The 21,810-nt window shown below is 72.8% G+C and carries 20 protein-coding genes and 3 tRNA genes; 15 read left to right on the forward strand and 8 right to left on the reverse strand.

Going from position 1 to position 21,810, the window contains the following annotated elements; translation table 11 throughout:
• Positions 1-43: 43 nt before the first annotated feature.
• Complete coding sequence (locus PV364_RS14120; protein ID WP_319660261.1) at positions 44-730, forward strand: GntR family transcriptional regulator; 687 nt, start codon at positions 44-46, stop codon at positions 728-730.
• Between the two features lie 45 nt (positions 731-775).
• Positions 776-1,429 carry a hypothetical protein gene (locus PV364_RS14125; RefSeq protein WP_319660262.1) on the forward strand — a complete coding sequence of 218 codons (654 nt, stop codon included), beginning with the start codon at positions 776-778 and terminating at the stop codon, positions 1,427-1,429.
• Between the two features lie 18 nt (positions 1,430-1,447).
• On the opposite strand, the gene PV364_RS14130 is transcribed toward PV364_RS14125, so the two are convergent.
• Entirely contained in the window at positions 1,448-2,200 is a 753-nt protein-coding gene (locus PV364_RS14130) for an SLATT domain-containing protein (protein WP_319660263.1), read from the reverse strand.
• Between the two features lie 244 nt (positions 2,201-2,444).
• Between PV364_RS14130 and purD the strand changes: the two genes are divergently transcribed.
• The 4 genes from purD to PV364_RS14150 all read left to right on the forward strand — a co-directional run bounded on the left by purD (position 2,445) and on the right by PV364_RS14150 (position 8,162).
• Positions 2,445-3,695, forward strand: coding sequence for a phosphoribosylamine--glycine ligase (gene purD / locus PV364_RS14135; protein WP_319660264.1), 1,251 nt, complete (start codon positions 2,445-2,447; stop codon positions 3,693-3,695).
• A 189-nt stretch (positions 3,696-3,884) separates the two neighbouring features.
• Positions 3,885-5,564, forward strand: coding sequence for a hypothetical protein (locus PV364_RS14140; protein ID WP_319660265.1), 1,680 nt, complete (start codon positions 3,885-3,887; stop codon positions 5,562-5,564).
• Between the two features lie 144 nt (positions 5,565-5,708).
• Complete coding sequence (locus PV364_RS14145) at positions 5,709-7,193, forward strand: N,N-dimethylformamidase beta subunit family domain-containing protein (RefSeq protein WP_319660266.1); 1,485 nt, start codon at positions 5,709-5,711, stop codon at positions 7,191-7,193.
• Positions 7,194-7,265: 72 nt separating this feature from the next.
• On the forward strand, positions 7,266-8,162 hold the full coding sequence (locus PV364_RS14150; protein ID WP_319660267.1) for a phosphoribosylaminoimidazolesuccinocarboxamide synthase: 897 nt from the start codon (positions 7,266-7,268) through the stop codon (positions 8,160-8,162).
• A gap of 204 nt (positions 8,163-8,366) precedes the next feature.
• Here the strand turns inward: PV364_RS14150 and PV364_RS14155 are convergent, their stop codons facing one another.
• The 5 genes from PV364_RS14155 to PV364_RS14175 form a co-directional block, all read right to left on the reverse strand.
• Complete coding sequence (locus PV364_RS14155) at positions 8,367-8,615, reverse strand: DUF6059 family protein (protein WP_319660268.1); 249 nt, start codon at positions 8,613-8,615, stop codon at positions 8,367-8,369.
• Positions 8,616-8,820: 205 nt separating this feature from the next.
• A tRNA-Gly gene (locus PV364_RS14160) sits at positions 8,821-8,893 on the reverse strand.
• Positions 8,894-9,237: 344 nt separating this feature from the next.
• Positions 9,238-9,310: transfer RNA gene (locus PV364_RS14165), tRNA-Gly, on the reverse strand.
• Between the two features lie 47 nt (positions 9,311-9,357).
• A tRNA-Gly gene (locus PV364_RS14170) sits at positions 9,358-9,429 on the reverse strand.
• Between the two features lie 108 nt (positions 9,430-9,537).
• Entirely contained in the window at positions 9,538-9,855 is a 318-nt protein-coding gene (locus PV364_RS14175) for a histone-like nucleoid-structuring protein Lsr2 (protein WP_319660269.1), read from the reverse strand.
• Positions 9,856-10,115: 260 nt separating this feature from the next.
• Between PV364_RS14175 and purS the strand changes: the two genes are divergently transcribed.
• From purS to purM, 9 genes are all read left to right on the forward strand, one after another.
• The gene (gene purS / locus PV364_RS14180; protein WP_319660270.1) at positions 10,116-10,361 is read left to right on the forward strand and encodes a phosphoribosylformylglycinamidine synthase subunit PurS; all 246 of its coding nucleotides are present in this window, start codon (positions 10,116-10,118) and stop codon (positions 10,359-10,361) included.
• Positions 10,358-11,038 carry a phosphoribosylformylglycinamidine synthase subunit PurQ gene (gene purQ, locus PV364_RS14185; protein ID WP_319660271.1) on the forward strand — a complete coding sequence of 227 codons (681 nt, stop codon included), beginning with the start codon at positions 10,358-10,360 and terminating at the stop codon, positions 11,036-11,038. Before purS ends, purQ begins: the two co-directional genes overlap by 4 nt.
• Positions 11,035-13,293 carry a phosphoribosylformylglycinamidine synthase subunit PurL gene (gene purL / locus PV364_RS14190; RefSeq protein ID WP_319660272.1) on the forward strand — a complete coding sequence of 753 codons (2,259 nt, stop codon included), beginning with the start codon at positions 11,035-11,037 and terminating at the stop codon, positions 13,291-13,293. The genes purQ and purL overlap by 4 nt, the downstream gene beginning before the upstream one ends.
• A gap of 98 nt (positions 13,294-13,391) precedes the next feature.
• A complete protein-coding gene (locus tag PV364_RS14195) occupies positions 13,392-14,249 on the forward strand; it encodes a hypothetical protein (protein WP_319660273.1) in 858 nt (285 codons plus the stop codon).
• Between the two features lie 46 nt (positions 14,250-14,295).
• A complete protein-coding gene (locus PV364_RS14200) occupies positions 14,296-14,499 on the forward strand; it encodes a DUF4177 domain-containing protein (protein WP_319660274.1) in 204 nt (67 codons plus the stop codon).
• Positions 14,500-14,559: 60 nt separating this feature from the next.
• Positions 14,560-15,357 (forward strand): maleylpyruvate isomerase family mycothiol-dependent enzyme, encoded by a 798-nt coding sequence (locus PV364_RS14205; protein WP_319660275.1) that lies wholly within the window; start codon positions 14,560-14,562, stop codon positions 15,355-15,357.
• A gap of 29 nt (positions 15,358-15,386) precedes the next feature.
• Complete coding sequence (locus tag PV364_RS14210; RefSeq protein ID WP_319660276.1) at positions 15,387-17,051, forward strand: hypothetical protein; 1,665 nt, start codon at positions 15,387-15,389, stop codon at positions 17,049-17,051.
• A 137-nt stretch (positions 17,052-17,188) separates the two neighbouring features.
• Positions 17,189-18,706 (forward strand): amidophosphoribosyltransferase, encoded by a 1,518-nt coding sequence (gene purF, locus PV364_RS14215; protein ID WP_319660277.1) that lies wholly within the window; start codon positions 17,189-17,191, stop codon positions 18,704-18,706.
• A 28-nt stretch (positions 18,707-18,734) separates the two neighbouring features.
• Positions 18,735-19,802, forward strand: a complete 1,068-nt coding sequence (gene purM, locus PV364_RS14220) for a phosphoribosylformylglycinamidine cyclo-ligase (protein WP_319660278.1) — start codon at positions 18,735-18,737, stop codon at positions 19,800-19,802.
• A gap of 128 nt (positions 19,803-19,930) precedes the next feature.
• Here the strand turns inward: purM and PV364_RS14225 are convergent, their stop codons facing one another.
• Together PV364_RS14225 and PV364_RS14230 are read right to left on the reverse strand one after the other, a co-directional pair.
• A complete protein-coding gene (locus PV364_RS14225; RefSeq protein ID WP_319660279.1) occupies positions 19,931-20,245 on the reverse strand; it encodes a DUF3073 domain-containing protein in 315 nt (104 codons plus the stop codon).
• Positions 20,246-20,605: 360 nt separating this feature from the next.
• Entirely contained in the window at positions 20,606-21,733 is a 1,128-nt protein-coding gene (locus tag PV364_RS14230) for a Leu/Phe/Val dehydrogenase (protein WP_319660280.1), read from the reverse strand.
• Between the last annotated feature and the right edge of the window lie 77 nt (positions 21,734-21,810).

The following is a 21,810-nucleotide window of genomic DNA, read 5'->3' on the forward strand; positions in this document are numbered from 1 at the left end:
GAGGCGCATCCAGGCGCACGCACATCCGAGGGAGGCACCGGGCATGCGGGATGGTGCAGATGCAGGCGGTCCCGTCAGACGGAGCAGTCTGCGCCAGCAGATCGCCGACGCACTGCGCGACGAGGTGCTCACCGGCCGCATGGTCGCCGGACGCCACTTCACCGTGAAGGAGATCGCCGAGCTGTACGGGGTCTCCGCGACACCCGTGCGCGAGGCGCTGGTCGACCTCGCCGCGCAGGGGCTGCTGGAGGTCGAGCACCATCGCGGCTTCCAGGTCCGCCGCTTCACCGACTCCGAGTTCCGCTCCATGGTGGGGGCCCGCACCCTGGTCGTGGAGGGCATCTTCCGCCGGATCGCCGCACGCGGCATGCGCGAGGTCGAACCCGCCGCGCTCGCCTCCGTCCGACGCCGTGCCGAGGCCGCCGCGCCGGCCGCCCGCGCCGGTGAGCTGGACGTGCTCATCGGCCACGACATCCGCTTCTGGCGCGAGCTGACCGCGCTGGCCGGCAACGCCCACGTGGCCGATTTCCTTGACCGCATCCGCATGCAGACCTGGGCGTACGAGGTGCCCTTCCTGCGTGCCCGCGCCTCCCTGGAGGGGGTGTGCTGGGCGGACCACGTGGAGCTGGTGGGTGCCGTGGAGAAGCGCGATCCGGAGACCGCCCAGCGGATCATGGAGGAATTCAACGACCACTCTCTCGGGCTGATGCGTCGGCCCCCCGGGCCCTAGCCCACTACGCTGGCCCGACCACGCACGGAAGGACTTGGAGCGCCTGTGGCCTGCGACTTGTGGCTGGTTCCCCTGGTGGACGTGCTCTGCCACAGCCCCGACAACCCGTTCGCCGAGGAAATCGCCCGCTACGACAAGGCGCTGAGCGACGCCGGTCTGCCGCCGGTACCCGTGTACAGCTACATGCCGGGCCTGTCAGGCGACGTCGCGCCGGTCGCCGGGTTCGACTACGACGCACTGCACTTCCTGCGCCGGGCGTACCTGCTGCACATCCAGGGCCTGGCCGTCACCCCGGTCGACGAACTCGGCGGGGACTACGAGCAGTTGCTGGAGATGTTCGAGACCACCGCCCAGCAGTCGCACCTGGTGTGGCACTACGACCACGCCGGCGCGTACGTGCCGCTGGACTTCCCCTTCCCGCTGGTCAACGACGAACTGCTGGAGGGCGGCGGCCCGCTGGGCTCGGCCCACGGGCTGCTGCGCGAGCTGGACTTCGTCGCGCCCGTCATCGGCATCGACCCGCTCAACCCGCCGCCCCCGCCGGTGCCGCCGGCCGGGCCCACCGATCTGGAGGAGCCGGCCGCCGCGCCCGCCCCCGACGACGGCAGCCCCTTCGGGCGGGAACGGCACGTGTGGCTGGGGCTGCACGCGGCGGCCACCCGCTCGCTCGGCCAGGGCTCGATGATCGTCTTCAGCTAGCGTCCCCCAGGGCGCTGTTCAGCCCGCGCGGGGCCCCTCCGGGGGCCGCTGGCGCGGCATGTTCGGCCGGCCGCCCGGCAGCAGCGGGAACCGCCCGCCGGTGCCGGGCGCACCGCCCTCCGGGCTGCGTGCGCCCCCTCCCCAGGTCAGGGACTGCGTACGCAACGGGGCGCCACCGGCCCGGAAGTCCAGCATCCAGTCCGCGGTCTCGGACCGTACGAGCTCCGAGACGTCCTCGGAGAACCGGCGCAGCACCGTCAGGCAGCGTTCGGCCGCCTCGGCCGCGGTGCCCTCGGTGGGGCCGAGCACCTCGCGCACGGACTCCGACGCCCAGTCGTAGCGCAGCGCCTCCAGGCGGCGCTGCACGGCCTGGGCGGTGGCCACGTCCCGCATCCACCCGGCGGTCAGGCCGAGATGGCGGTCCAGGCCGACGCAGACGACGGCCAGCAGCAGCGCGGCGTAGGCCCAGCGGTCGCGCACCCCCGCGCCGGTCACGGCGAGCACGGCGCCGGAGGTCGCGGCCAGCGCGGCGGCGATCCGCAGCCCCCTGGCCCACAGCCGCTTGCGCACGCGGTCGGCGAGGTACCACTCCACGGTGCGCACCGCCTCCGCCTCGGCCCAGCGGTAGAGCTCCTCCAGCCGCTCCGCCGGCTCGCCCCAGTCGCCCAGCGGGAACGAGGGCGCCCGCAGGTCCTCCCGCTGCCGGTGGAGCGCCCGCCGTTTCGGTTCCTCCCGAGGTACCTCCTCGGGATACATGTCCGGCTGGCTCACCTGCACGCTCCCTCGCGACTTCGATGACGGAGCCCCCTTCTTACCGCCGAACGGCTGAGCTTGCGAAGTGGATGAGGGTAATTCCGCCCTTACGAGGTGCTTGATCAGGTATGGGACCCCGCAGGCAGCACCCGATCGAGTGACGCCGCCGGTGCCGGGTGACGGGCCCGGCGCGCGACCGGCGCCGGGAGGGGTACGGGAGGGGCACGGGAGGAGCCGGTACCCAGCCGATACCCTTGGCGCCGTGAACGTCCTTGTCATCGGCGGCGGTGCCCGCGAACATGCCCTGTGCCGCGCTCTGTCCCTCGACCCCGACGTGGTGGCGCTGCACTGCGCCCCCGGGAACGCCGGCATCGCCGAGGTGGCCCGGCTGCACGCGGTGGACCCCCTGGACGGGGAGGCCGTCGCGGAGCTCGCCGTCCGGCTGGAGGCCGACCTCGTGATCGTCGGCCCCGAGGCCCCGCTCGTGGCCGGGGTCGCGGACGCGGTGCGCGCCCGGGGCATCGACACCTTCGGCCCGTCGCGGGAGGCGGCCGCCCTGGAGGGCTCCAAGGCGTTCGCCAAGGACGTGATGGCCACGGCCGCGGTGCCCACCGCGCGCGCGTACGTGTGCACCACCCCCGCCGAGGTGGACGAGGCGCTGGACGCCTTCGGCGCCCCGTACGTCGTCAAGGACGACGGCCTGGCCGCGGGCAAGGGCGTCGTGGTGACCGACGACCTGGAGGCGGCGCGGGCACACGCCAACGCCTGTGAGCGGGTGGTGATCGAGGAGTTCCTCGACGGCCCGGAGGTCTCGCTCTTCGCCGTCACCGACGGCGAGACCGTCGTCCCACTGCAGCCCGCGCAGGACTTCAAGCGCGCCCACGACGGGGACGAGGGCCCCAACACCGGCGGCATGGGCGCGTACAGCCCGCTGCCGTGGGCCGATCCCCGGCTGGTCGAGGAGGTGGAGCGCACGGTGCTCCAGCCGACCGTCGACGAACTGCGCCGCCGTGGCACCCCCTTCTCCGGGCTGCTCTACGCGGGCCTGGCCATCACCTCGCGCGGAGTGCGGGTCATCGAGTTCAACGCGCGCTTCGGCGACCCGGAGACCCAGGTCGTGCTGGCCCGGCTCAAGACCCCGCTGGCAGGGCTGCTGCGCGCGGCGGCGAGCGGCCGGCTGGCCGCCTTCCCGGCGCTGCGCTGGAGCGAGGGCGCGGCCGTGACGGTCGTGGTGGCGTCCGAGAACTACCCCGGCACACCGCGCACCGGCGACCCGATCACCGGCCTGGACGAAGTGGCCGCCGAGGACGAGCACGCCTACGTGCTGCACGCCGGCACCAAGGCGGACGCCGACGGCCGGGTGGTGAGCGCCGGAGGCCGCGTCCTGTCGGTCACGGCGACCGGGCCGGATCTCGCCAAGGCCCGCGACCGCGCGTACCGGGCGGTGGCCCGGATCGGGCTGAAGGGCTCGCACCACCGTTCGGATATCGCGGAAAAGGCCGCCAGGGGCTGAACCCTGGGCAAGGCCACTCCAAGGGGTGATGGCTTGGCCATCCTGCTGACGTGAGCCCGGGGCCCAACTAGGGTGCCGCGCAAGCGCACTGCGAGAACACACCACCGCCGCACAATCGGCCCTACCGGCATTGCGGTGTCGGTGTGCGGTGCGACAGTGGGGGCATGCAGTCGCGTCAGCAGCTTGGGGGTGAGCACACCGTTGGCCGGGGAAGCAGGTGAAGGAGTCGCGCGAGCACGCGCGCTGGCCGTGCTGCGGATTCGCAGTACCGCGCTGGCGGTGGCGCTGCTGCCCGCCGCGCTGGCGGTCGTGCTGCTGGTCGGCGGCGCGACCGGCCGGATCGTCGGCGAGACCTCCGACATCCTGCGCTGGCTGGTCGTCGCCGGCGCGCTGCTGGTGCTGCTGCTCGCGGGCGGTGTCGCGGCCGTGGTCGTCCGGGCCAGGCCGGCGGTGAGTCCCACGGTCGCGGTCACCGAGAAGGCCGCCCCCGACCTCTACCGCATGGTGCGGGACCTCGCGGTGCGCCTGCAGGTGCCGGTGCCCTCCGCGATAGAGCTGACCCCGGACTGCGACAGCTGGCTGGAGGACCGCACGCACGGCACGCGCCGCAAGGCCCCGTCGCAGGCCCCCGCCCTGGTGATCGGCTCGCCCTTCATGTGGTGGATGCGGGTCGCCGAGCTGCGGGCGCTGCTCGCGCCGGTCGTGGCGGGCACGGGTCCGGCGGCCGATCCGGACATCGCCGCGGCCCGCCGCTTCGTGCGCGGGCTGGACGCGGCGGTCGGGGTGGCCACGGCCGCGTACGAGCCCTCGTTCACCGGATGGATACGCAGGCCCGCGTACGGGTTCCTCGGCTGGGTCGCCAAACTGCTGCTGCGCGGCTGCCGGGTGCATGCCGCGGAGATGGAGCGCGCGGTGGCCGGCGCCGCGTCGGAGCGGGCCCAGGCGGTCGACTACGGGCTGCGGATCGTGGCCCAGGAGCAGGTGGGACTCGCCTACGCGGGCTGGGACCGGCTGCTGACCCGGGTGGCGCTGCCGGCCTGGCGGATGGGGCGCTGGCCGTCCCGGCTGGACGCGGGCGTGGTGGCGGCGCTGACCGAGCTGTCGCGGCGGGACCGGCTGGCCGAGGGGTTCGAGTCGCGGCTGGGCGAGCGTCCCGCCTGCGACCTGCTGGAGGAGCCGGGCACCGTCGACGAGGCCGCCTCGCTGCTGGCGGCGCGGCTGTTCCACGGAGGTCCGCGGCGGCAGGGCCCCGACTGGTCGCCGGTCGCCTGGGACACCTATCCCGAAGAGGTCGTGGACCGCATCTGGCGCAGCGACGCGGCCCGGCTGATCACCGTCCTGGACGAGGCGCACGACCCGGCGGAGGCGCTCGGGCCCCGGCGGGTGTCCGTCCCCACCGGCGCCGCCGCGGGACTGACCGGCACTCCCGACCAGCCCGGCCGCGCGACCCTCGCCCGGGTGCTGGACCGGCTGTCCGCGGGCGGCAGCGAGGAGCTGGCCGCCCGGATCACCCGGCACGTGGCCCGCGAGGAAGCCGCGCGCGAGGAGACCACCCGCGAGGAGGCCGCCGCCCAGGCGGCCGTGGACGGCGCGTTCGCCCCCGTCTACCACCTGCTGCCGCCCCGCACCGGCCGGGAACTGCTCACCGATCACGTCACGGCGATGGTCTGCTGCGCCGCGGTGGACACCGCGGGCGCGGCCCCCGGCCTGGACTGGCTGGACGGCCCGGCCCTGCTGGTCGGCGGGGTCCGCAGGGGCGACCTGTCATGGCCGGTGCTCCGGCTCGTGGAGAACGGGGACGCGGCCCCGCTGCGCTCCTGGCTCACGGCCGTGGGCGTGCGTCCCGAGAAGCCGATACGGCTTGTCTGACCGGAAGTTGACCGGGTGTGTCCCGTCGACATGAATCCCTTTGAATAAAACACCACGAACAGTGACCGGGACAGCGCATTGTGTGATGTCCTTGAGCTGGGCACGCGTACACCACCTCGGGGGACGGCGAGGAGGGGAAGATTCGTGGTGAGGGAGCAGGTCCACCGCTGGCAGTCCGGGGCACTCGCGCACGGCGTCACCGACCCGTTCGGACAGGGCCCGGTGCCATGGCTGCGCGGGGCCGAGCAGTATTTGGACGACACCGGCCAGGTCGTCCCCTGGTACGTCGATCTGACCGCGTCCCGCGGCGAGTCGCACGCCGCGCCGCGTGTCCCGGGACCCCGGTCCGCGGACGACGTGCGCTGCCAGATCAAGGGCTTCGCCACGGGCGCCTCCGTGGCCCCGGGCGACGCGATCGACTTCCGGGTCACCGTCGACCCGCCGCAGAACTACAACGTCGACGTCTACCGCATCGGCCACTACGGCGGTGACGGCGCCGCCCAGGTGGGCACCAGCCCGCGGCTGTCCGGCATCGTGCAGCCGGCGCCGCTCACGGCGGGCCGCACGGTCTCCTGCCACCACTGGTGGCAGTCCTGGCGGCTGCAGGTCCCCTCCCACTGGAACCCCGGCGCCTACGTGGCCGTGCTGACCACGCAGGACGGCTACCGCAGCCACGCCCCCTTCACCGTGCGCGACGACCGGCCGGCCGATCTGCTCCTGCTGCTGCCGGACGTGACCTGGCAGGCGTACAACCTCTACCCCGAGAACGGCAGGACCGGCGCCAGCCTCTACCACGCGTGGGACGAGCAGGGCAGGCTGCTGGGCGAGGAGGAGGCCGCGGTCACGGTCTCCTTCGACCGGCCGTACGCGGGCGCGGGGCTGCCGCTGCACGTGGGCCACGCCTACGACTTCATCCGCTGGGCCGAGCGCTACGGCTACGACCTGGCCTACGCCGACGCCCGCGACCTGCACGCGGGCAGGATCGATCCTTCCCGCTACCGGGGGATGGTCTTCCCGGGCCACGACGAGTACTGGACCGTCCCCATGCGGCGCGCCGTCGAGGACGCCCGGGACGGCGGCACCTCACTGGTCTTCCTCTCCGCCAACACCATGTACTGGCAGACCGAGCTGGGCCCGTCCCCGTCCGGTGACCCCGACCGGCTGCTCAGCTGCCGCAAGCGCCGCGACGCGCCGCCCGGCCGCAGCGCGCTGTGGCGGGACATGGGCGAGCCGGAGCAACTGGTGCTGGGCGTGCAGTACGCGGGCCGGGTGCCCGAGCCGTCCCCCCTGGTGGTGCGCAATGCCGGCCACTGGCTGTGGGAGGCCACCGGCGCCGGCGAGGGAGACGAGATCGAGGGCCTGGTGGCCGGCGAGGCGGACCGTTACTTCCCGCGCACCCAACTGCCGGGCTGCACCGAGCGCATCCTGCTCGCGCACTCCCCGTACGAGGACTCCGCCGGGCGCCGGGCGCACCAGGAGACCTCCCTGTACCGGGCGCCGTCCGGCGCGTACGTCTTCGCCTCCGGCACCTTCGCCTGGTCCCCCGCGCTGGACCGCCCCGGCCACGTGGACGAGCGAGTGCAGCGGGCCACCGCCAACCTGCTGGACCGCATCTGCAAACACGGCTGACACCCCCGCGTCGCGCCCTCCCGGGCGGTGTGCGGGAGAATCGGGAGCCGAACCACCGATCGGGGAGGCCCCATGTCCGGATTCGTCGAGAAGCCAGAGCCGGTGCAGGTGCCCGGGCTCGTGCACCTGCACACCGGCAAGGTGCGCGACCTCTACCAGAACGAGGCCGGTGAGCTGGTGATGGTCGCCAGCGACCGGCTCTCCGCGTACGACTGGGTGCTGCCCACCGAGATCCCGGACAAGGGCCGCGTGCTGACCCAGTTGTCCCTGTGGTGGTTCGACAAGATCGCCGACCTCGTGCCGCACCACGTGCTGTCCAGCGAACTCCCCGCGGGCGCCCCGCCGGAGTGGGAGGGCCGCACGACGGTCTGCAAGTCGCTGAGCATGGTCCCGGTCGAGTGCGTCGCCCGCGGCTACCTGACCGGTTCCGGGCTGCTGGAGTACCGGGCCGACCGCACGGTGTGCGGGGTGGCGCTGCCCGAGGGCCTGGTCGACGGCTCCGAGCTGCCCGCGGCGATCTTCACCCCCGCGACCAAGGCCGCGGTCGGCGAGCACGACGAGAACGTCAGCTACGAGGAGGTCGCCCGCCAGGTCGGCGCCGACACCGCAGCCGCACTGCGCCAGGCGACCCTCGCGGTCTACTCGCGGGCCCGTGACATCGCCCGCGAGCGCGGCATCATCCTGGCCGACACCAAGTTCGAGTTCGGCTTCGACGGCGAGACGCTGACCATCGCCGACGAAGTGCTGACCCCGGACTCGTCCCGGTTCTGGCCGGTCGACGAGTGGGAGCCGGGCCGGGCCCAGCCGAGCTACGACAAGCAGATCGTGCGCGACTGGCTGACCTCCGCCGCGTCCGGCTGGGACCGGCGCAGCGAGCAGCCCCCGCCGGCCCTCCCGTCGCATGTCGTGGAGCGGACCCGGACCCGGTACATCGAGGCGTACGAGCGCCTCACGGGCCAGAGCTGGTAGCCGCCTGCCGCCCGGCGACGCGGGCCCCGGCCGTTCCCGGCCGGGGCCCGCTGCCGTTGTGTCGTCGTTCCGCCGTCGCTCCCGTGGTCATCCGGTCTTCTGTCCACAGCCTGTGGACAGAAGACCGGACGCGGCCGACACGGCGTCAGCCGTACGCCGCCCATGGGCGGGTCGCCGGGCGCCGGCCCCGCACGTCAGCCGCCGTCAGCGCCCGGCAAGGTCCGGCCCGAGCCGCAGCTCGCGGGACAACCACCGCTCCAGGGGGCTCAGCGGCACCTCGGGGCACAGGCGTTCCGGATGCCCGGCCGGCGGCCCGGAGCGGCGGGACGTCTGCGTCTCCGGCCAAACGTCGATCGCGAAGTGCAGCTCGCCCAGCGCGACCAGTTCCCTGGCGAGGAGCCGGCACACGGCCCGCAGGGCCTCGCCGGCGGACGCCCGGAGGGACTTGCGCATGGGGGACCTCCTGATCGGGCACCCCGGCCACGGAGGGCGGCGGGCGTGCGCGGTGCCGTCAGGATCGGCGCCGCGCACCGGTGGCCGCACCGCGACACGCTCGGACGGGGCGCCGCGTCCCCCTCCCGGAAGCTTCCGGGCGAGCTCGCCCGGAGTCCGGGAACGCCGAAGGCCCCGGTCTGACGACCGGGGCCTTCTTCTCGCGAGCGGACGACGAGGCTCGAACTCGCGACCTCAACCTTGGCAAGGTTGCGCTCTACCAACTGAGCTACGTCCGCATGCCCCGCGCGTTCCCGTGCGGTGCGTCATCCACTATAGCCAACCCGGGGAGTGCTCGGCACGCACCACGCCCTGTCGTTTCGACGCGGCGTGCGCCCCCGGCCGTCCCGGCGTGTCGGGTCCCCCGCGCGCCGCCCGCCGGCGCACGGGGGCCGGGCGTCAATTCCGCAGCCCGGCAACGGTCTCGGGCCCGCGCGCTCCGGCGGGTCCGCGTTTCGGCTTCCGCCCGGTGCCGCGGCGCCGGGCGGCCGCGATGTGGGGACCGTCACACGGGTGCGGACGTCCGGAAAGGCGGACGCGTACGAAGAAGGCCCCGGTTGAATGACCGGGGCCTTCTTTCACGAGCGGACGACGAGATTCGAACTCGCGACCCTCACCTTGGCAAGGTGATGCTCTACCAACTGAGCCACGTCCGCGTGGCGCGACCACTCTACCCGATCGTGAAGACCGGTCGAGCAGTCAGAGCGGGTGACAGGGATCGCACACTGCGCCTTCCCCCTGGAAGGAGGATGTTCTACTACTGAACTACACCCGCGTGATCCGTGAGTCCGGCCTTTCGGCCTCGCCCTCGGCGCGCTTCTGACTCTAGCGGATCAACAGGGGTGGCTGTCCAATCCGTTCGGCCGGGGGCCGGCCGGCGCCATCAGTTGGCGGCGGCGTGCGCCTCGTAGACCTTCTTCGGAATGCGGCCGCGCGGCGGTACGTCGAACCCGTTGGAACGCGCCCAGGCGCGGACGGTGGCGGGGTCGGAGGTCAGCGCGGTGTGCTTGTAGGTCTTGCCGAGCCGGCTGTGGCGGCGTCCGGCCTCGACGTACGGCGCGAGTGCGGTGCGGAGCCGCTCGGCGTTCCCGGAGGAGAGGTCGATCTCGTAGGACTTCCCGTCGAGGCCGAAAGTGACCGTTTCCGCTGCTTCACCGCCGTCGAGGTCGTCGGAGAGGGTGACCACTACGCGCTGCGCCATGGATGCCGGTCCTTTCATGGAGAAGGCTGGGAACCTGCCTTGGCCCCGTTGTTCTACCGAAGTCGGCGGCCCGGGGTCAATGCTTTCCCTTTTTACATCCGGAAATCTTTTCCCGGGAGCGCGCCCGGAGAATTTCTTCGGGTGTCCCCCGGCAATCGGGCCACCCGATATTCCTGGACCATTCCGGCTTATCTACCCGCGTAGACTTTCTGGCAGGGTACGGTTGGGGACATCACCGCAGCACACCACCGGGAGTGACCGTGGCACGCGTCGTAGTCGACGTCATGCTCAAGCCGGAGATCCTCGACCCGCAGGGCCAGGCCGTGCAGCGTGCGCTGCCGCGCCTCGGGTTCGAGGGAATCGCCGACGTCCGCCAGGGCAAGCGTTTTGAGCTCGAACTGGAGGGTCCGGTCGACGACGCCGCCCTCGCCCGTATCCGCGAGATGGCCGAGACCTTCCTCGCCAACACCGTGATCGAGGACTTCAGTGTGAAGGTGGAGTCGTGACGGCACGCATCGGCGTCGTCACCTTCCCCGGCACGCTGGACGACCGGGACACCCAGCGCGCCGTGCGCCTGGCCGGCGCCGAGCCGGTCGCGCTCTGGCACCGTGACAAGGATCTCCACCAGGTCGACGCCGTCGTCCTGCCGGGCGGATTCAGTTACGGCGACTATCTGCGCGCGGGGGCGATTTCCCGCTTCTCGCCCGTGATGGACTCGATCATCGCGGGCGCCAAGGACGGTCTTCCGGTCCTGGGTATCTGCAACGGCTTCCAGGTGCTCACCGAGACGCATCTCCTGCCGGGCGCGATGTTGCGCAACAATCACCTGCACTTCATCTGCCGGGACCAGAAGCTGGTCGTCGAGAACAACGCGACCTCCTGGACCGCGGATTACGAGCAGGGCCAGGAGATCAGCATCCCGCTCAAGAACATCGACGGCCGCTACGTCGCCGACGAGCGCGTCCTGGACGAGCTGGAAGCCGAGGGCCGCGTGGTGTTCCGCTACGCCGACGGCAATCCCAACGGCTCGCTCCGCGACATCGCCGGCGTCACCAACGCCGCGGGCAATGTCGTCGGCCTGATGCCGCACCCCGAGCACGCGGTGGAGTCCCTCATCGGGACGGGGCGCACCGACGGCCTCGGATTCTTCACCTCGATCCTCAAGAAGCTGGTCACCGCATGAGCCGCACTCCTCTGGACACGGTCGAGAACGCGGCCGTGACTCCCGACGTCGAGCTGCCCTGGGCCGAACTCGGCCTGAAGAAGGACGAGTACGAGCGCGTCGTCGAGATCCTCGGCCGCCGTCCCACGGGCGCCGAACTCGCCATGTACTCCGTGATGTGGTCCGAGCACTGCTCGTACAAGTCCTCGAAGGTGCACCTGCGCCAGTTCGGCGAGAAGGCCCCGCAGTCGGACGCCCTCCTCGTCGGCATCGGCGAGAACGCCGGCGTCGTCGACGTCGGCCAGGGCTACGCCGTCACCTTCAAGGTCGAGTCGCACAACCACCCCTCGTACGTCGAGCCCTACCAGGGCGCGGCCACGGGCGTCGGCGGCATCGTGCGCGACATCATCGCGATGGGCGCGCGGCCCGTCGCCGTCGTCGACCCGCTGCGCTTCGGCGCCGCCGACCACCCCGACACCAAGCGCGTCCTGCCGGGCGTCGTCGCGGGCATCGGCGGCTACGGCAACTGCCTGGGCCTGCCCAACATCGGCGGCGAGGTCGTCTTCGACGCCTGCTACCAGGGCAACCCGCTGGTCAACGCCGGTGCCATCGGCGTCATGCGGCACGAGGACATCCACCTCGCGAAGGCGTCCGGCGCGGGCAACAAGGTCATCCTGTACGGCGCCCGCACGGGCGGCGACGGCATCGGCGGCGCCTCCATCCTGGCCTCCGAGACCTTCGACGACGCCAAGCCGTCCAAGCGTCCGGCCGTCCAGGTCGGCGACCCCTTCCAGGAGAAGCTGCTCATCGAGTGCACCCTGGAGGCCTTCCGGGAGAAGCTCGTCGTCGGCATCCAGGACCTCGGCGCCGCCGGACTGTCCTGCGCCACCTCCGAGCTCGCCTCCAACGGCTCCGGCGGCATGCGCGTCACCCTCGACGACGTACCGCTGCGCGACTCGACGCTCTCGCCCGAGGAGATCCTCATGAGCGAGTCGCAGGAGCGCATGTGCGCGGTGGTCGAGCCGGAGAAGGTCGACCGCTTCCTGGAGATCTGCGAGAAGTGGGACGTCATCGCGACCGTCATCGGTGAGGTCACCGACGGCGACCGGCTGGAGATCTTCTGGCACGGCGGCAAGATCGTCGACGTCGACCCGCGCACCGTCGCCCACGAGGGCCCGGTCTACGAGCGCCCCTACGCCCGCCCGTCGTGGCAGGACGCGCTCCAGGCGGACGACGCGAACAAGCTGCCCCGCCCGGCGACGAGCGAGGAGCTGAGGGACCAGGTCATGCGACTGGTCGCCTCCCCGAACCAGGCATCCAAGTCCTGGATCACCTCCCAGTACGACCACTTCGTGCAGGGCAACACCGTGCTGGCCATGCCCGAGGACTCGGGCATGATCCGCGTCGACGAGGAGACCGGGCTCGGCGTCGCCATCGCCACGGACGGCAACGGCCGCTACGCCAAGCTCGACCCGTACACGGGCGCGCAGCTCGCGCTCGCCGAGGCGTACCGCAACGTCGCGACGACCGGCGCCAAGCCGCTCGCCGTCTCCGACTGCCTCAACTTCGGCTCGCCCGAGGACCCCGCCGTCATGTGGCAGTTCGCCGAGGCCGTCCGCGGTCTCGCCGACGGCTGCCTGCAGCTGGGCACGCCGGTGACCGGCGGCAACGTCTCGCTGTACAACCAGACCGGCGAGGTCGCCATCCACCCGACGCCGGTCGTGGCGGTGCTCGGCGTCATCGACGACGTCGCCCGCCGCACGCCCGTCGCGTTCAAGGAGACGGGCCAGCTGCTGTACCTCCTCGGCGACACCCACGAGGAGTTCGGCGGCTCTGCCTGGTCGCAGGTCGTCCACGACCACCTCGGCGGGCTGCCCCCGAAGGTCGACCTGGAGCGCGAGCGGCTGCTCGGCGAGATCCTGATCTCGGCCTCCCGGGACGGCATGGTCGACGCGGCCCACGACCTGTCGGACGGCGGTCTGGTGCAGGCCGTCGTCGAGTCCTGCCTGCGCGGCGGGAACGGCGCGCGGCTCGTGGTGCCGGACGGTCTGGACCCGTTCGTGTTCCTGTTCTCGGAGTCCGCCGGCCGGGCGATCGTCTCGATCCCGCGCAGCGAGGAGCTCCGTTTCACCGACATGTGCGGAGCACGTGGTCTGCCCGCGACCCGCATCGGTGTCGTGGACGGCGAATCGGTCGAGGTGCAGGGGCAGTTCACGATCGGGCTGGACGAACTGCGCACGGCGCACGAGGACACGATCCCGGCGCTGCTGGGCTGATCGCACGGCGCTGCCGACGCGCCCCCGTGCCGCTGGGCGCGGGGGCGCGTTGACCTTTCGGTAACCGCACGCGCGAACGGCTGGCCCATACTCCAGGCGTGAGCGAGCGCAGAGCCCCCGGCGAACTGCCCCTGTGGCGTGCCCGTGACACCAGGCGCTGGGCGGCCTGCCGGCCGGCCGCGTGGTCCCGGCCGCGATGGGGAGCCCTGGCGCTGGCCGTCGCCGTCGGTGCGGCCGTCGCCGTGGCGCCCGGAGCCCTCGGGGCACCGCACTACTGGCTGGCGGCGGCCCAGGTGTACTGGCTGTTCCGGCTGCCCCAGCTCACCTTGGTGTCGGCGCCCCTGCTCGTGGCCCTGCCGGCGTGGCTCGCGGAGCCCGCGGTGGCCCTGCCGGTCTCCGTGGCGCTCGCCCTGTGCTGGGCCGGGGCCCGCCACCGTCTCGCGGTCCGGGGCCGGCAGCGCCTGCTCGCGGCCAACGCCGCGGGTGACGTACGCCTGCGGCTGCCGGCGCCGCTGCCCGCGCCGCGCCGCGGGCTCGTGCCGCTCGTCGCCGGGCTGCCGCTGTGCGCCGCCGCCGCCGTACCGTTTCTTCTCCCGGTCGCCCTGCTCGGGTTCACGCTCCTGGTCACCGGGCTGCTGACCCGGCGGCGGGCCGCCGCGCTGCGCCGGGACGAACTGCCGGTGCTGCGCGTACTGTCCCGCGAGGACGAGGACACCCGGGTGTGGGTCTACGCCGCCGACGACACCGCGGGCCGCGTGCCGCTCTTCTCGTGCCCGGTGCGGCCCGGTTCCGCGATGCCCGACGACGACCACGCGCCCGGCGACAGCCGGCTGCGCGACACGCTGCTCTTCGGCGCGCCCTGCGAGGGAGCCGAACTGGCGCTGCTCTCCGCGGATGTGGAACACGGACCGCTGATCGACCGGGTGGCCGGGCCGGTGCGCCCGGTGGGGGGCTAACCTGCGACCGCAAGGCAACCATCGCCACGACGAGGGGTCCTGATCGATGTTCGAGTACAAGGTCGTCAACTTCCGTGAGTCGCTCATAGGGGACGCGATCGACAGCGACAAGCTGGAGAAGACGCTCAACAAGCACGCCGAGGACGGCTGGCAGCTCAAGGCCATCACCGCCGCCGACGTCAAGGGCCGCATCGGTCCCGGCGCCGTCGAGGGTCTGCTGATCACCCTCGAGCGGCCGCGCCAGGCCTGACCGCCCCGGCCCCGGTCCCGGTCCCGGTGCGGGGGCCGGCCGGCGCGTAGGCTGCACGCCATGCCGCCCGCCGCCCGCCGCCCCCGCACCTACGACCCGGCGCGGACCGCCGCCGCGCTCACCGCGCAGGCGGGGCATGTCCTCGACGCCGCGCGGACGCTGAGCGCGGAACAGCTGTCGGCGTCCTCGGGCCTGCCGGGCTGGGACGTGCTCCACCTGCTGGTGCACACGGCGCGCCAGATCGAGGTGGTCCCCCGGGTACTGGCCGAACCGGCCCCGGCCAAGGCGGACCTGGACCTGACGGGCTGGGCCCGCTCCACCAACCGCATCGCCGTCAACCTGGACGCGGACACCCGCGAGGCCGCGCTCGGCACCGCCGACGTCGTCGGGCGTCTGGAAGCGGCGGCGGGCGACCTGCGGGCCGCGCTGCCCGAGGCGGTCGACCCGGCCCGCGTGATCGCCATCACTCTGGGCGCGATGCGCGCGCCGGACTTCCTCGTGACCCGCCTCGTCGAACTCGTCGTGCACAGCGACGACCTGGCCACGGCGACCGGTGTCCCCGTTCCGCTGGACCGGCAGGCCCTGGCCGCCGTCGTGCGGCTGCTGGCCGACACCCTGGCCGTCACCGCGCCCGGCAACTCCGTCGAGGTCCGCGTGCCGCCGTACGCGGCCGTCCAGTGCGTGGCCGGGCCCCGGCACACCCGCGGAACCCCGCCCAACGTCGTCGAGACCGACCCCGTCACCTGGGTGCGCCTGGTCACCGGACGCACGTCCTGGGACGCCGCCCTCGCCGCCGGCGCCGTCTCCGCGAGCGGTGAGCGCGCCGACCTGGCCCCCTATCTGCCCCTGCTCGGCTGAGGCGGCGGGGGCGCCCGCATAATGCGCCGGTGACCTCGACGACCGCACCGGCGGACATACCGGCCCGCCCCTGGCTCTCCGCCGACGCGCAGCGCTGGGCCGCCGTGCGCCTGCCGGGCTGGGCGCGCCCGCTGTGGTGCGCGCCGGTGCTGCTGGTGGCGGTGATCACCGCGATCGCGTCCTCGCCTTACCCGCTGTGCACTACGGACGCGCCCTGCGGGCCGATGTGGCTGGACGCGATCGGTACGGCCGGCTTCTTCGTCCACGCGGTCTGGCTGTTCGCGCTGCCCGAGGCGGCGCTGCTGTCGGCGCCCCTGCTGTTGCTGTGGACCGCCGATCCCGCCAACTGGTCCGGCGGCACCGGTGAGCACATGGCGGCCGCCACGGTGGTGGCCGCGCTGTGCTGGAGCTGGGCGGCGGTCGCGGCGCGCCTGCGGATGCGGCGCCGCCAGCGGGCGCTCGCCCTGGAGGCGGCCGGTGGCGTCGCGCTGCCGGTCCCGTCGCTGGTCGTCCCCGTGCGGCGCGGCATGTTCCGTGCGGTCACCGGTGCCGCGGCGCTGGTGGTTGCGGTGGTGGCCGCCGTGGTCGCGGTCACCGGTGACCGCGCGGACGAGGCGCACGCCGCGGCGGCGGACCGTGTCCCGGCGGTCGTCGTCGCCAATGGCGCCGACGACCATCTCGTCGTGCGCTTCGCCGACGGCACCCGCCATCACGTCGGTGTGGCGTACCCGGAGGACTACGAGCCCGGCGCGGAGGCCGCCGTCCTCGTCGACGGCGGCTGGATGCGGCTGGCCGCGGAGCCCTACCGGGACCGGACCGGGTCGCAGCTCCTGGTGCTCGGGGCAGGCGGCGCGGGGCTCACCCTGCTGTTGTCCGCCGCCCTCACGATCATCCGCGTCCGGGCGGTGCGTCGTGGACCGGCGCCCGCGCTGCGGGTGCTGGCGCGACGCAAGCACGGCTTCACCGTGATCCGCCCGCTGGACGGCAGGGCCGGCGAGCCGGTCCTGATGTACGACCCGGTCAAGCTCGGCGGGCCGCCCCAGGGGGAGAGCGTGCTGTTCGGCCTGCCCGCCGAGGCGGGCGAGTTCGTCCTCGTCGGCTCCGGGAAGTCCGGCCGTGTCGTGACGGAGGTGAGCGCCTCTCCCGCACTGCGGTGGTCGAAGCCCGCCGCCGATCCCCGGCCGCACTGGAACGCCGGGCACCGCCGTGCGGCGGAGGCGAGGGTGGCCGAGGCGGTGGCCGCGATGAAGCCTGCCACGGGCCCCGTCCGCTGGCAGGGCGGTCCGGTGGCCCGGGCGGGGGGCGGGCTGACCCTGCTGGCTCTCGGCGCCGTCCCGGCGGTCCCCGGCTTCCTCGGCGACAACTGGTGGCACTGGATTCTCTGCGTCGTGGGCACAGTAACGATCGGCAGCGATGCGGTGGGCCTGATCAGGTGGCGCGTCACGGCCGACGCGGACGGGCTGTGGGTACGCCGTTCCTGGAGGACCCGGCATGTGCCCTGGTCGGAGGTGACCCGGGTCGACCGCACCTCCGGGGGCGACCTGGTCGTGCGCCGCACCAACGGCCTGGACGACCTTCGCCTGGGCAGCGTCGGCGACCCGCGGTGGGAGCGCTTGCGCGGCCGCCCGTCCCCCGCGACACGCGCCGCGGCCGAGCTGACCGCCATGATCCGCGACCCGGAACTGCGCCCCTGAGGTCGGTCAGGACCGTTCAGGACCGGTCAGGACGAAGGTCACATGCCCATGCGCCCCATGGGTTTACGCGCATAGAACACGGGTTTGTCGGGTTCCCTCGTTCGGACGACACCGCAACCTGCCCTAGACTCGATGACGTGCCACGTGGTGACGGACGACTCAACCACGACCTGCTCCCCGGCGAGAAGGGCCCCCAGGACGCTTGCGGCGTCTTCGGTGTCTGGGCCCCCGGCGAAGAGGTCTCCAAGCTCACCTATTTCGGGCTGTACGCCCTGCAGCACCGCGGACAGGAGTCCGCGGGCATCGCAGTGAGCAACGGCTCCCAGATCCTGGTCTTCAAGGACATGGGACTGGTGTCCCAGGTCTTCGACGAAACCTCGCTCGGCTCCCTCCGGGGCCACATCGCGGTCGGCCATGCCCGTTACTCGACCACGGGCGCGTCGGTCTGGGAGAACGCCCAGCCGACCTTCCGTGCCACGGCCAGCGGCTCCATCGCGCTCGGCCACAACGGCAACCTGGTCAACACCGCGGAGCTGGCCGAGATGGTCGCCGCGCTGCCGCAGGGCAACGGCCGGGCCACCAAGGTCGCCGCGACCAACGACACCGACCTGGTGACGGCGCTGCTGGCCGGACAGGCCGACGCGGACGGCAAGCCGATGTCCGTCGAGGAGGCCGCCCGCCAGGTGCTGCCCAAGGTCAAGGGCGCCTTCAGCCTGGTCTTCATGGACGAGCACACGCTCTACGCCGCCCGCGACCCGCAGGGCATCCGCCCGCTGGTGCTGGGCCGCCTGGAGCGCGGCTGGGTGGTCGCCTCGGAGTCCGCCGCCCTGGACATCGTCGGCGCGAGCTTCATCCGGGAGATCGAGCCCGGCGAGCTGGTCGTCATCGACGAGAACGGGCTGCGCGCCTCCCGCTTCGCCGAGGCCAGGCCCAAGGGCTGTGTCTTCGAGTACGTCTACCTGGCCCGCCCCGACACCGACATCGCCGGGCGCAACGTCTACCTGTCCCGGGTCGAGATGGGCCGCCGGCTGGCCAAGGAGGCCCCGGCCGACGCCGATCTGGTGATACCGACTCCGGAGTCCGGCACGCCGGCCGCCGTCGGCTTCGCCGAGGCCAGCGGCATCCCGTACGGCTCGGGCCTGGTGAAGAACTCCTACGTCGGCCGGACGTTCATCCAGCCCAGCCAGACCATCCGGCAGCTGGGCATCCGCCTGAAGCTCAACCCGCTCAAGGAGGTCATCCGGGGCAAGCGCCTGGTGGTCGTGGACGACTCGATCGTCCGCGGCAACACCCAGCGTGCGCTGGTCAGGATGCTCCGCGAGGCCGGTGCCGCCGAGGTCCACATCCGGATCTCCTCGCCGCCCATCAAGTGGCCGTGCTTCTTCGGCATCGACTTCGCCACCCGCGCCGAGCTGATCGCCAACGGGCTGACCGTCGACGAGATCTGCAAGTCGCTGGACGCCGACTCGCTGGCGTACATCTCGATCGACGCGATGGTCGAGGCGACCACGATCGCCAAGCCGGATCTGTGCCGCGCCTGCTTCGACGGTGAGTACCCGATGGAGCTGCCGGACCCCGAGCTGCTCGGCAAGCACCTCCTGGAGACCGAGCTGGCCGGCGGCCCCGACGCCGCCGACGCGCTCCGTCGCCCGTAAGCACACGACGCAAGGACACCTCACAGTCATGTCCGAGAACACCGGTGCCAGCTACGCCGCGGCGGGAGTCGACATCGAGGCGGGCGACCGCGCGGTCGAGCTGATGAAGGAATGGGTGAAGAAAGCCACCCGCCCCGAGGTCGTGGGCGGGCTCGGCGGCTTCGCCGGCCTCTTCGACGCCAGCGCCCTCAAGCGCTACGAGCGCCCCCTGCTGGCCTCCGCCACCGACGGCGTGGGCACGAAGGTGGACATCGCCCGCCGGATGGGCGTCTACGACACCATCGGCCACGACCTCGTCGGCATGGTCGTGGACGACTTGGTCGTGTGCGGCGCCGAGCCGCTGTTCATGACCGACTACATCTGCGTCGGCAAGGTCTTCCCGGACCGGGTCGCCGCCATCGTCAAGGGCATCGCGGAGGGCTGTGTACTGGCCGGCTGCGCCCTGGTGGGCGGCGAGACCGCCGAGCACCCCGGCCTGCTCGGCGAGGACGAGTTCGACGTCGCGGGCGCCGGCACCGGCGTGGTCGAGGCGGACCGGCTGCTGGGCGCCGATCGCATCCGTAAGGGTGACGTGGTGATCGCCATGGAGTCCTCCGGTCTTCACTCCAACGGGTACTCGCTCGTGCGTCATGTGCTCTTCGACCGGGCCGGCTGGGCGCTGGACCGCGAGGTCGCGGAGTTCGGCCGCACCCTCGGCGAGGAGCTGCTGGAGCCGACCCGGATCTACTCGCTGGACTGCCTCGCGCTCACCCGCACGGCCGAGGTGCACGCGTTCTCGCACGTCACCGGCGGCGGTCTGGCCAACAACCTGGCCCGGGTCGTGCCGGACCACCTGCATGTCACCGTGGACCGTTCGACGTGGGCACCGGGCGCGGTGTTCCGGACCGTCGGCGAACTGGGCGGGGTGGCGCGGCACGAGCTGGAGAAGACCCTCAACATGGGCGTCGGCATGGTCGCCGTGGTCCCCGAGGAGTCGGTGGACGTGGCGCTGGCGACGCTGGCCGACCGGGGCCTGGAGGCCTGGGTGGCCGGTGAGGTCCTGGAGCGCGGCGAGCGCGCCGAGGCCGTCGAGCTCACCGGTGAGTACGCGGACTAGGGAGCCCGGGGCGGCCGGCACGGCCAGGTCGGAGGCCCGCCCCGCGCCCCGCGGAACGGGCATCACGAAACCCGGTCCGGGCGTGCCCGGACCGGGTCAGTGGTCAAGCTGGATTGGATTGTGCAGCGTCAAGCGCGACGACGTTGGGACGAGGGCTCGGACTCGTCTTCGTCCTCGTCGTCCTCATCGTCGCCGTAGAGATCCGCGTACCGTGCGTACGGGTCGTCTTCCAGCTCGTCGTCATCGTCGTCCTGCTGTACCTCCGGCGGATTTACCGGCAGTGGTGACGATGCGCCCAGCTCTTCGGCCAGACGTGACAGGTCAGTGCCGCCGCTGTTGTACTTCAGCTGGCGGGCGACCTTCGTCTGCTTGGCCTTGGCCCGGCCGCGCCCCATTGGCTCGACCCCCTCAACGTGGGGCTCGACGGCCCCGAGTCTTGACACGCGTTCACGATGTGGAACGGGCCCTCGCAGGAGAGTCCCGGTCCGTAGGGCTTCAACGGTACCTGCTTCCGAGGCCGCACGGTACGTCGCCCGCACGACGCGCGTCGGAGCAGAGGCCCGCCGAGGGCCCGTCCTGGCTGGTCAGTCGTGATTTTACCTTCTTCCGCCGCGGTCTGGCTGCCGGGGCGTGGTAACGACCGAATCTCCAGTCTGCGGCCCGTGTCCCGGGCGGCCGGCGAAGGCCGCACGGGTGAACGACGGGCGCGCGCACACCGTACGACGGCGGGGCGGTCCGGTGTCCGCTTTGTGATGGAGGACACGCCCCCGCCCGGCCGGGCGGGGGCGTGTCCTCCCGTGCCGTCAGCTGGCGGCCGAGGGCCGCAGCCAGCGGTCCGAGGGGGTGCGCTCGGCCATGCGCTGCTCGGCGAGCCGGTCGGCCGCGGCGGCGGGCGGGATGCCGTCGGCCGCGGCGCGCTCGAAGATGGCCAGCGTCGTGTCGAAGATCTTCGTCGCCTTGCCGCGGGCCCGCTCGAAGTCGAAGCCGTGCAGTTCGTCGGCGACCTGGATCACGCCGCCCGCGTTCACCACGTAGTCGGGCGCGTACAGGATGCCGCGGTCGGCGAGGTCCTTCTCGACACCGGGGTGCGCGAGCTGGTTGTTGGCCGCACCGCAGACGATCGTCGCGGTGAGGGCCGGCACGGTGTCGTCGTTGAGCGCGCCGCCGAGCGCGCAGGGCGCGTACACGTCCAGCGGGGTCCTGATCAGGACGTCAGCGTCGGTGACGGCGGTGACCTGGGGGTGACGGGAGGTGATCCGCTCGACGGCTTCGCCGCGAACGTCGGTGATCACGACCTCGGCGCCGTCCTGGAGGAGGTGCTCCACCAGGTGGTGGCCGACCTTGCCGACGCCGGCGACGCCGACCCGGCGGCCGCGCAGCGTGGGCTCGCCCCACTTGGCCCGGGCGGCGGCCCGCATGCCCTGGAACACGCCCCAGGCGGTCAGCACCGAGGAGTCGCCGGCGCCGCCGTTCTCGGGCGAGCGGCCGGTCGTCCACTGCGGGTTGGCGCGGGCCACGACGTCCATGTCGGCGACGTACGTGCCGACGTCGCAGGCGGTCACGTAGCGACCGCCGAGCGAGGCCACGAAGCGGCCGTAGGCCAGCAGCAGTTCCTCGGACTTGACGGTGTCCGGGTCACCGATGATCACGGCCTTGCCGCCACCGAGGTCCAGCCCGGCGAGCGCGTTCTTGTACGACATGCCGCGGGCGAGGTTGAGCGCGTCGGCGACGGCCTCCTCGTCGGAGGCGTAGGCGTGGAAGCGGGTGCCGCCGAGGGCCGGGCCCAGGGCGGTGGAGTGGATCGCGACGACGGCCTTGAGGCCGGTGGCGCGGTCCTGGCACAAGACGACCTGCTCGTGTCCTCCCTGATCCGATCGGAACAGGGTCCACAAGGGGGAGACGATGCCGGATGTCTGACGTACGTCGGTCACTGTGGTGACTCCCGATGTCCAGAGGTCGCCCTCCGAGCGGGTGGGGAGGGCCGGTTGCGAGAAGAGTAGAGCCACCT

It is taken from the genome of Streptomyces sp. MI02-7b, assembly GCF_033793585.1.
Taxonomy (GTDB): Bacteria; Actinomycetota; Actinomycetes; order Streptomycetales; family Streptomycetaceae; genus Actinacidiphila.

What these genes read in the sequence shown, in the direction of transcription:
- PV364_RS14120 (WP_319660261.1), top strand. Translation starts at nt 44, where the DNA reads ATGCGGGATGGTGCAGATGCAGGCGGTCCCGTCAGACGGAGCAGTCTG.
- PV364_RS14150 (WP_319660267.1), top strand. Translation starts at nt 7,266, where the DNA reads ATGTCCGGATTCGTCGAGAAGCCAGAGCCGGTGCAGGTGCCCGGGCTC.
- PV364_RS14155 (WP_319660268.1), bottom strand. Translation starts at nt 8,615, where the DNA reads ATGCGCAAGTCCCTCCGGGCGTCCGCCGGCGAGGCCCTGCGGGCCGTG.
- PV364_RS14175 (WP_319660269.1), bottom strand. Translation starts at nt 9,855, where the DNA reads ATGGCGCAGCGCGTAGTGGTCACCCTCTCCGACGACCTCGACGGCGGT.
- purL (WP_319660272.1), top strand. Translation starts at nt 11,035, where the DNA reads ATGAGCCGCACTCCTCTGGACACGGTCGAGAACGCGGCCGTGACTCCC.
- PV364_RS14200 (WP_319660274.1), top strand. Translation starts at nt 14,296, where the DNA reads ATGTTCGAGTACAAGGTCGTCAACTTCCGTGAGTCGCTCATAGGGGAC.
- PV364_RS14205 (WP_319660275.1), top strand. Translation starts at nt 14,560, where the DNA reads ATGCCGCCCGCCGCCCGCCGCCCCCGCACCTACGACCCGGCGCGGACC.
- purM (WP_319660278.1), top strand. Translation starts at nt 18,735, where the DNA reads ATGTCCGAGAACACCGGTGCCAGCTACGCCGCGGCGGGAGTCGACATC.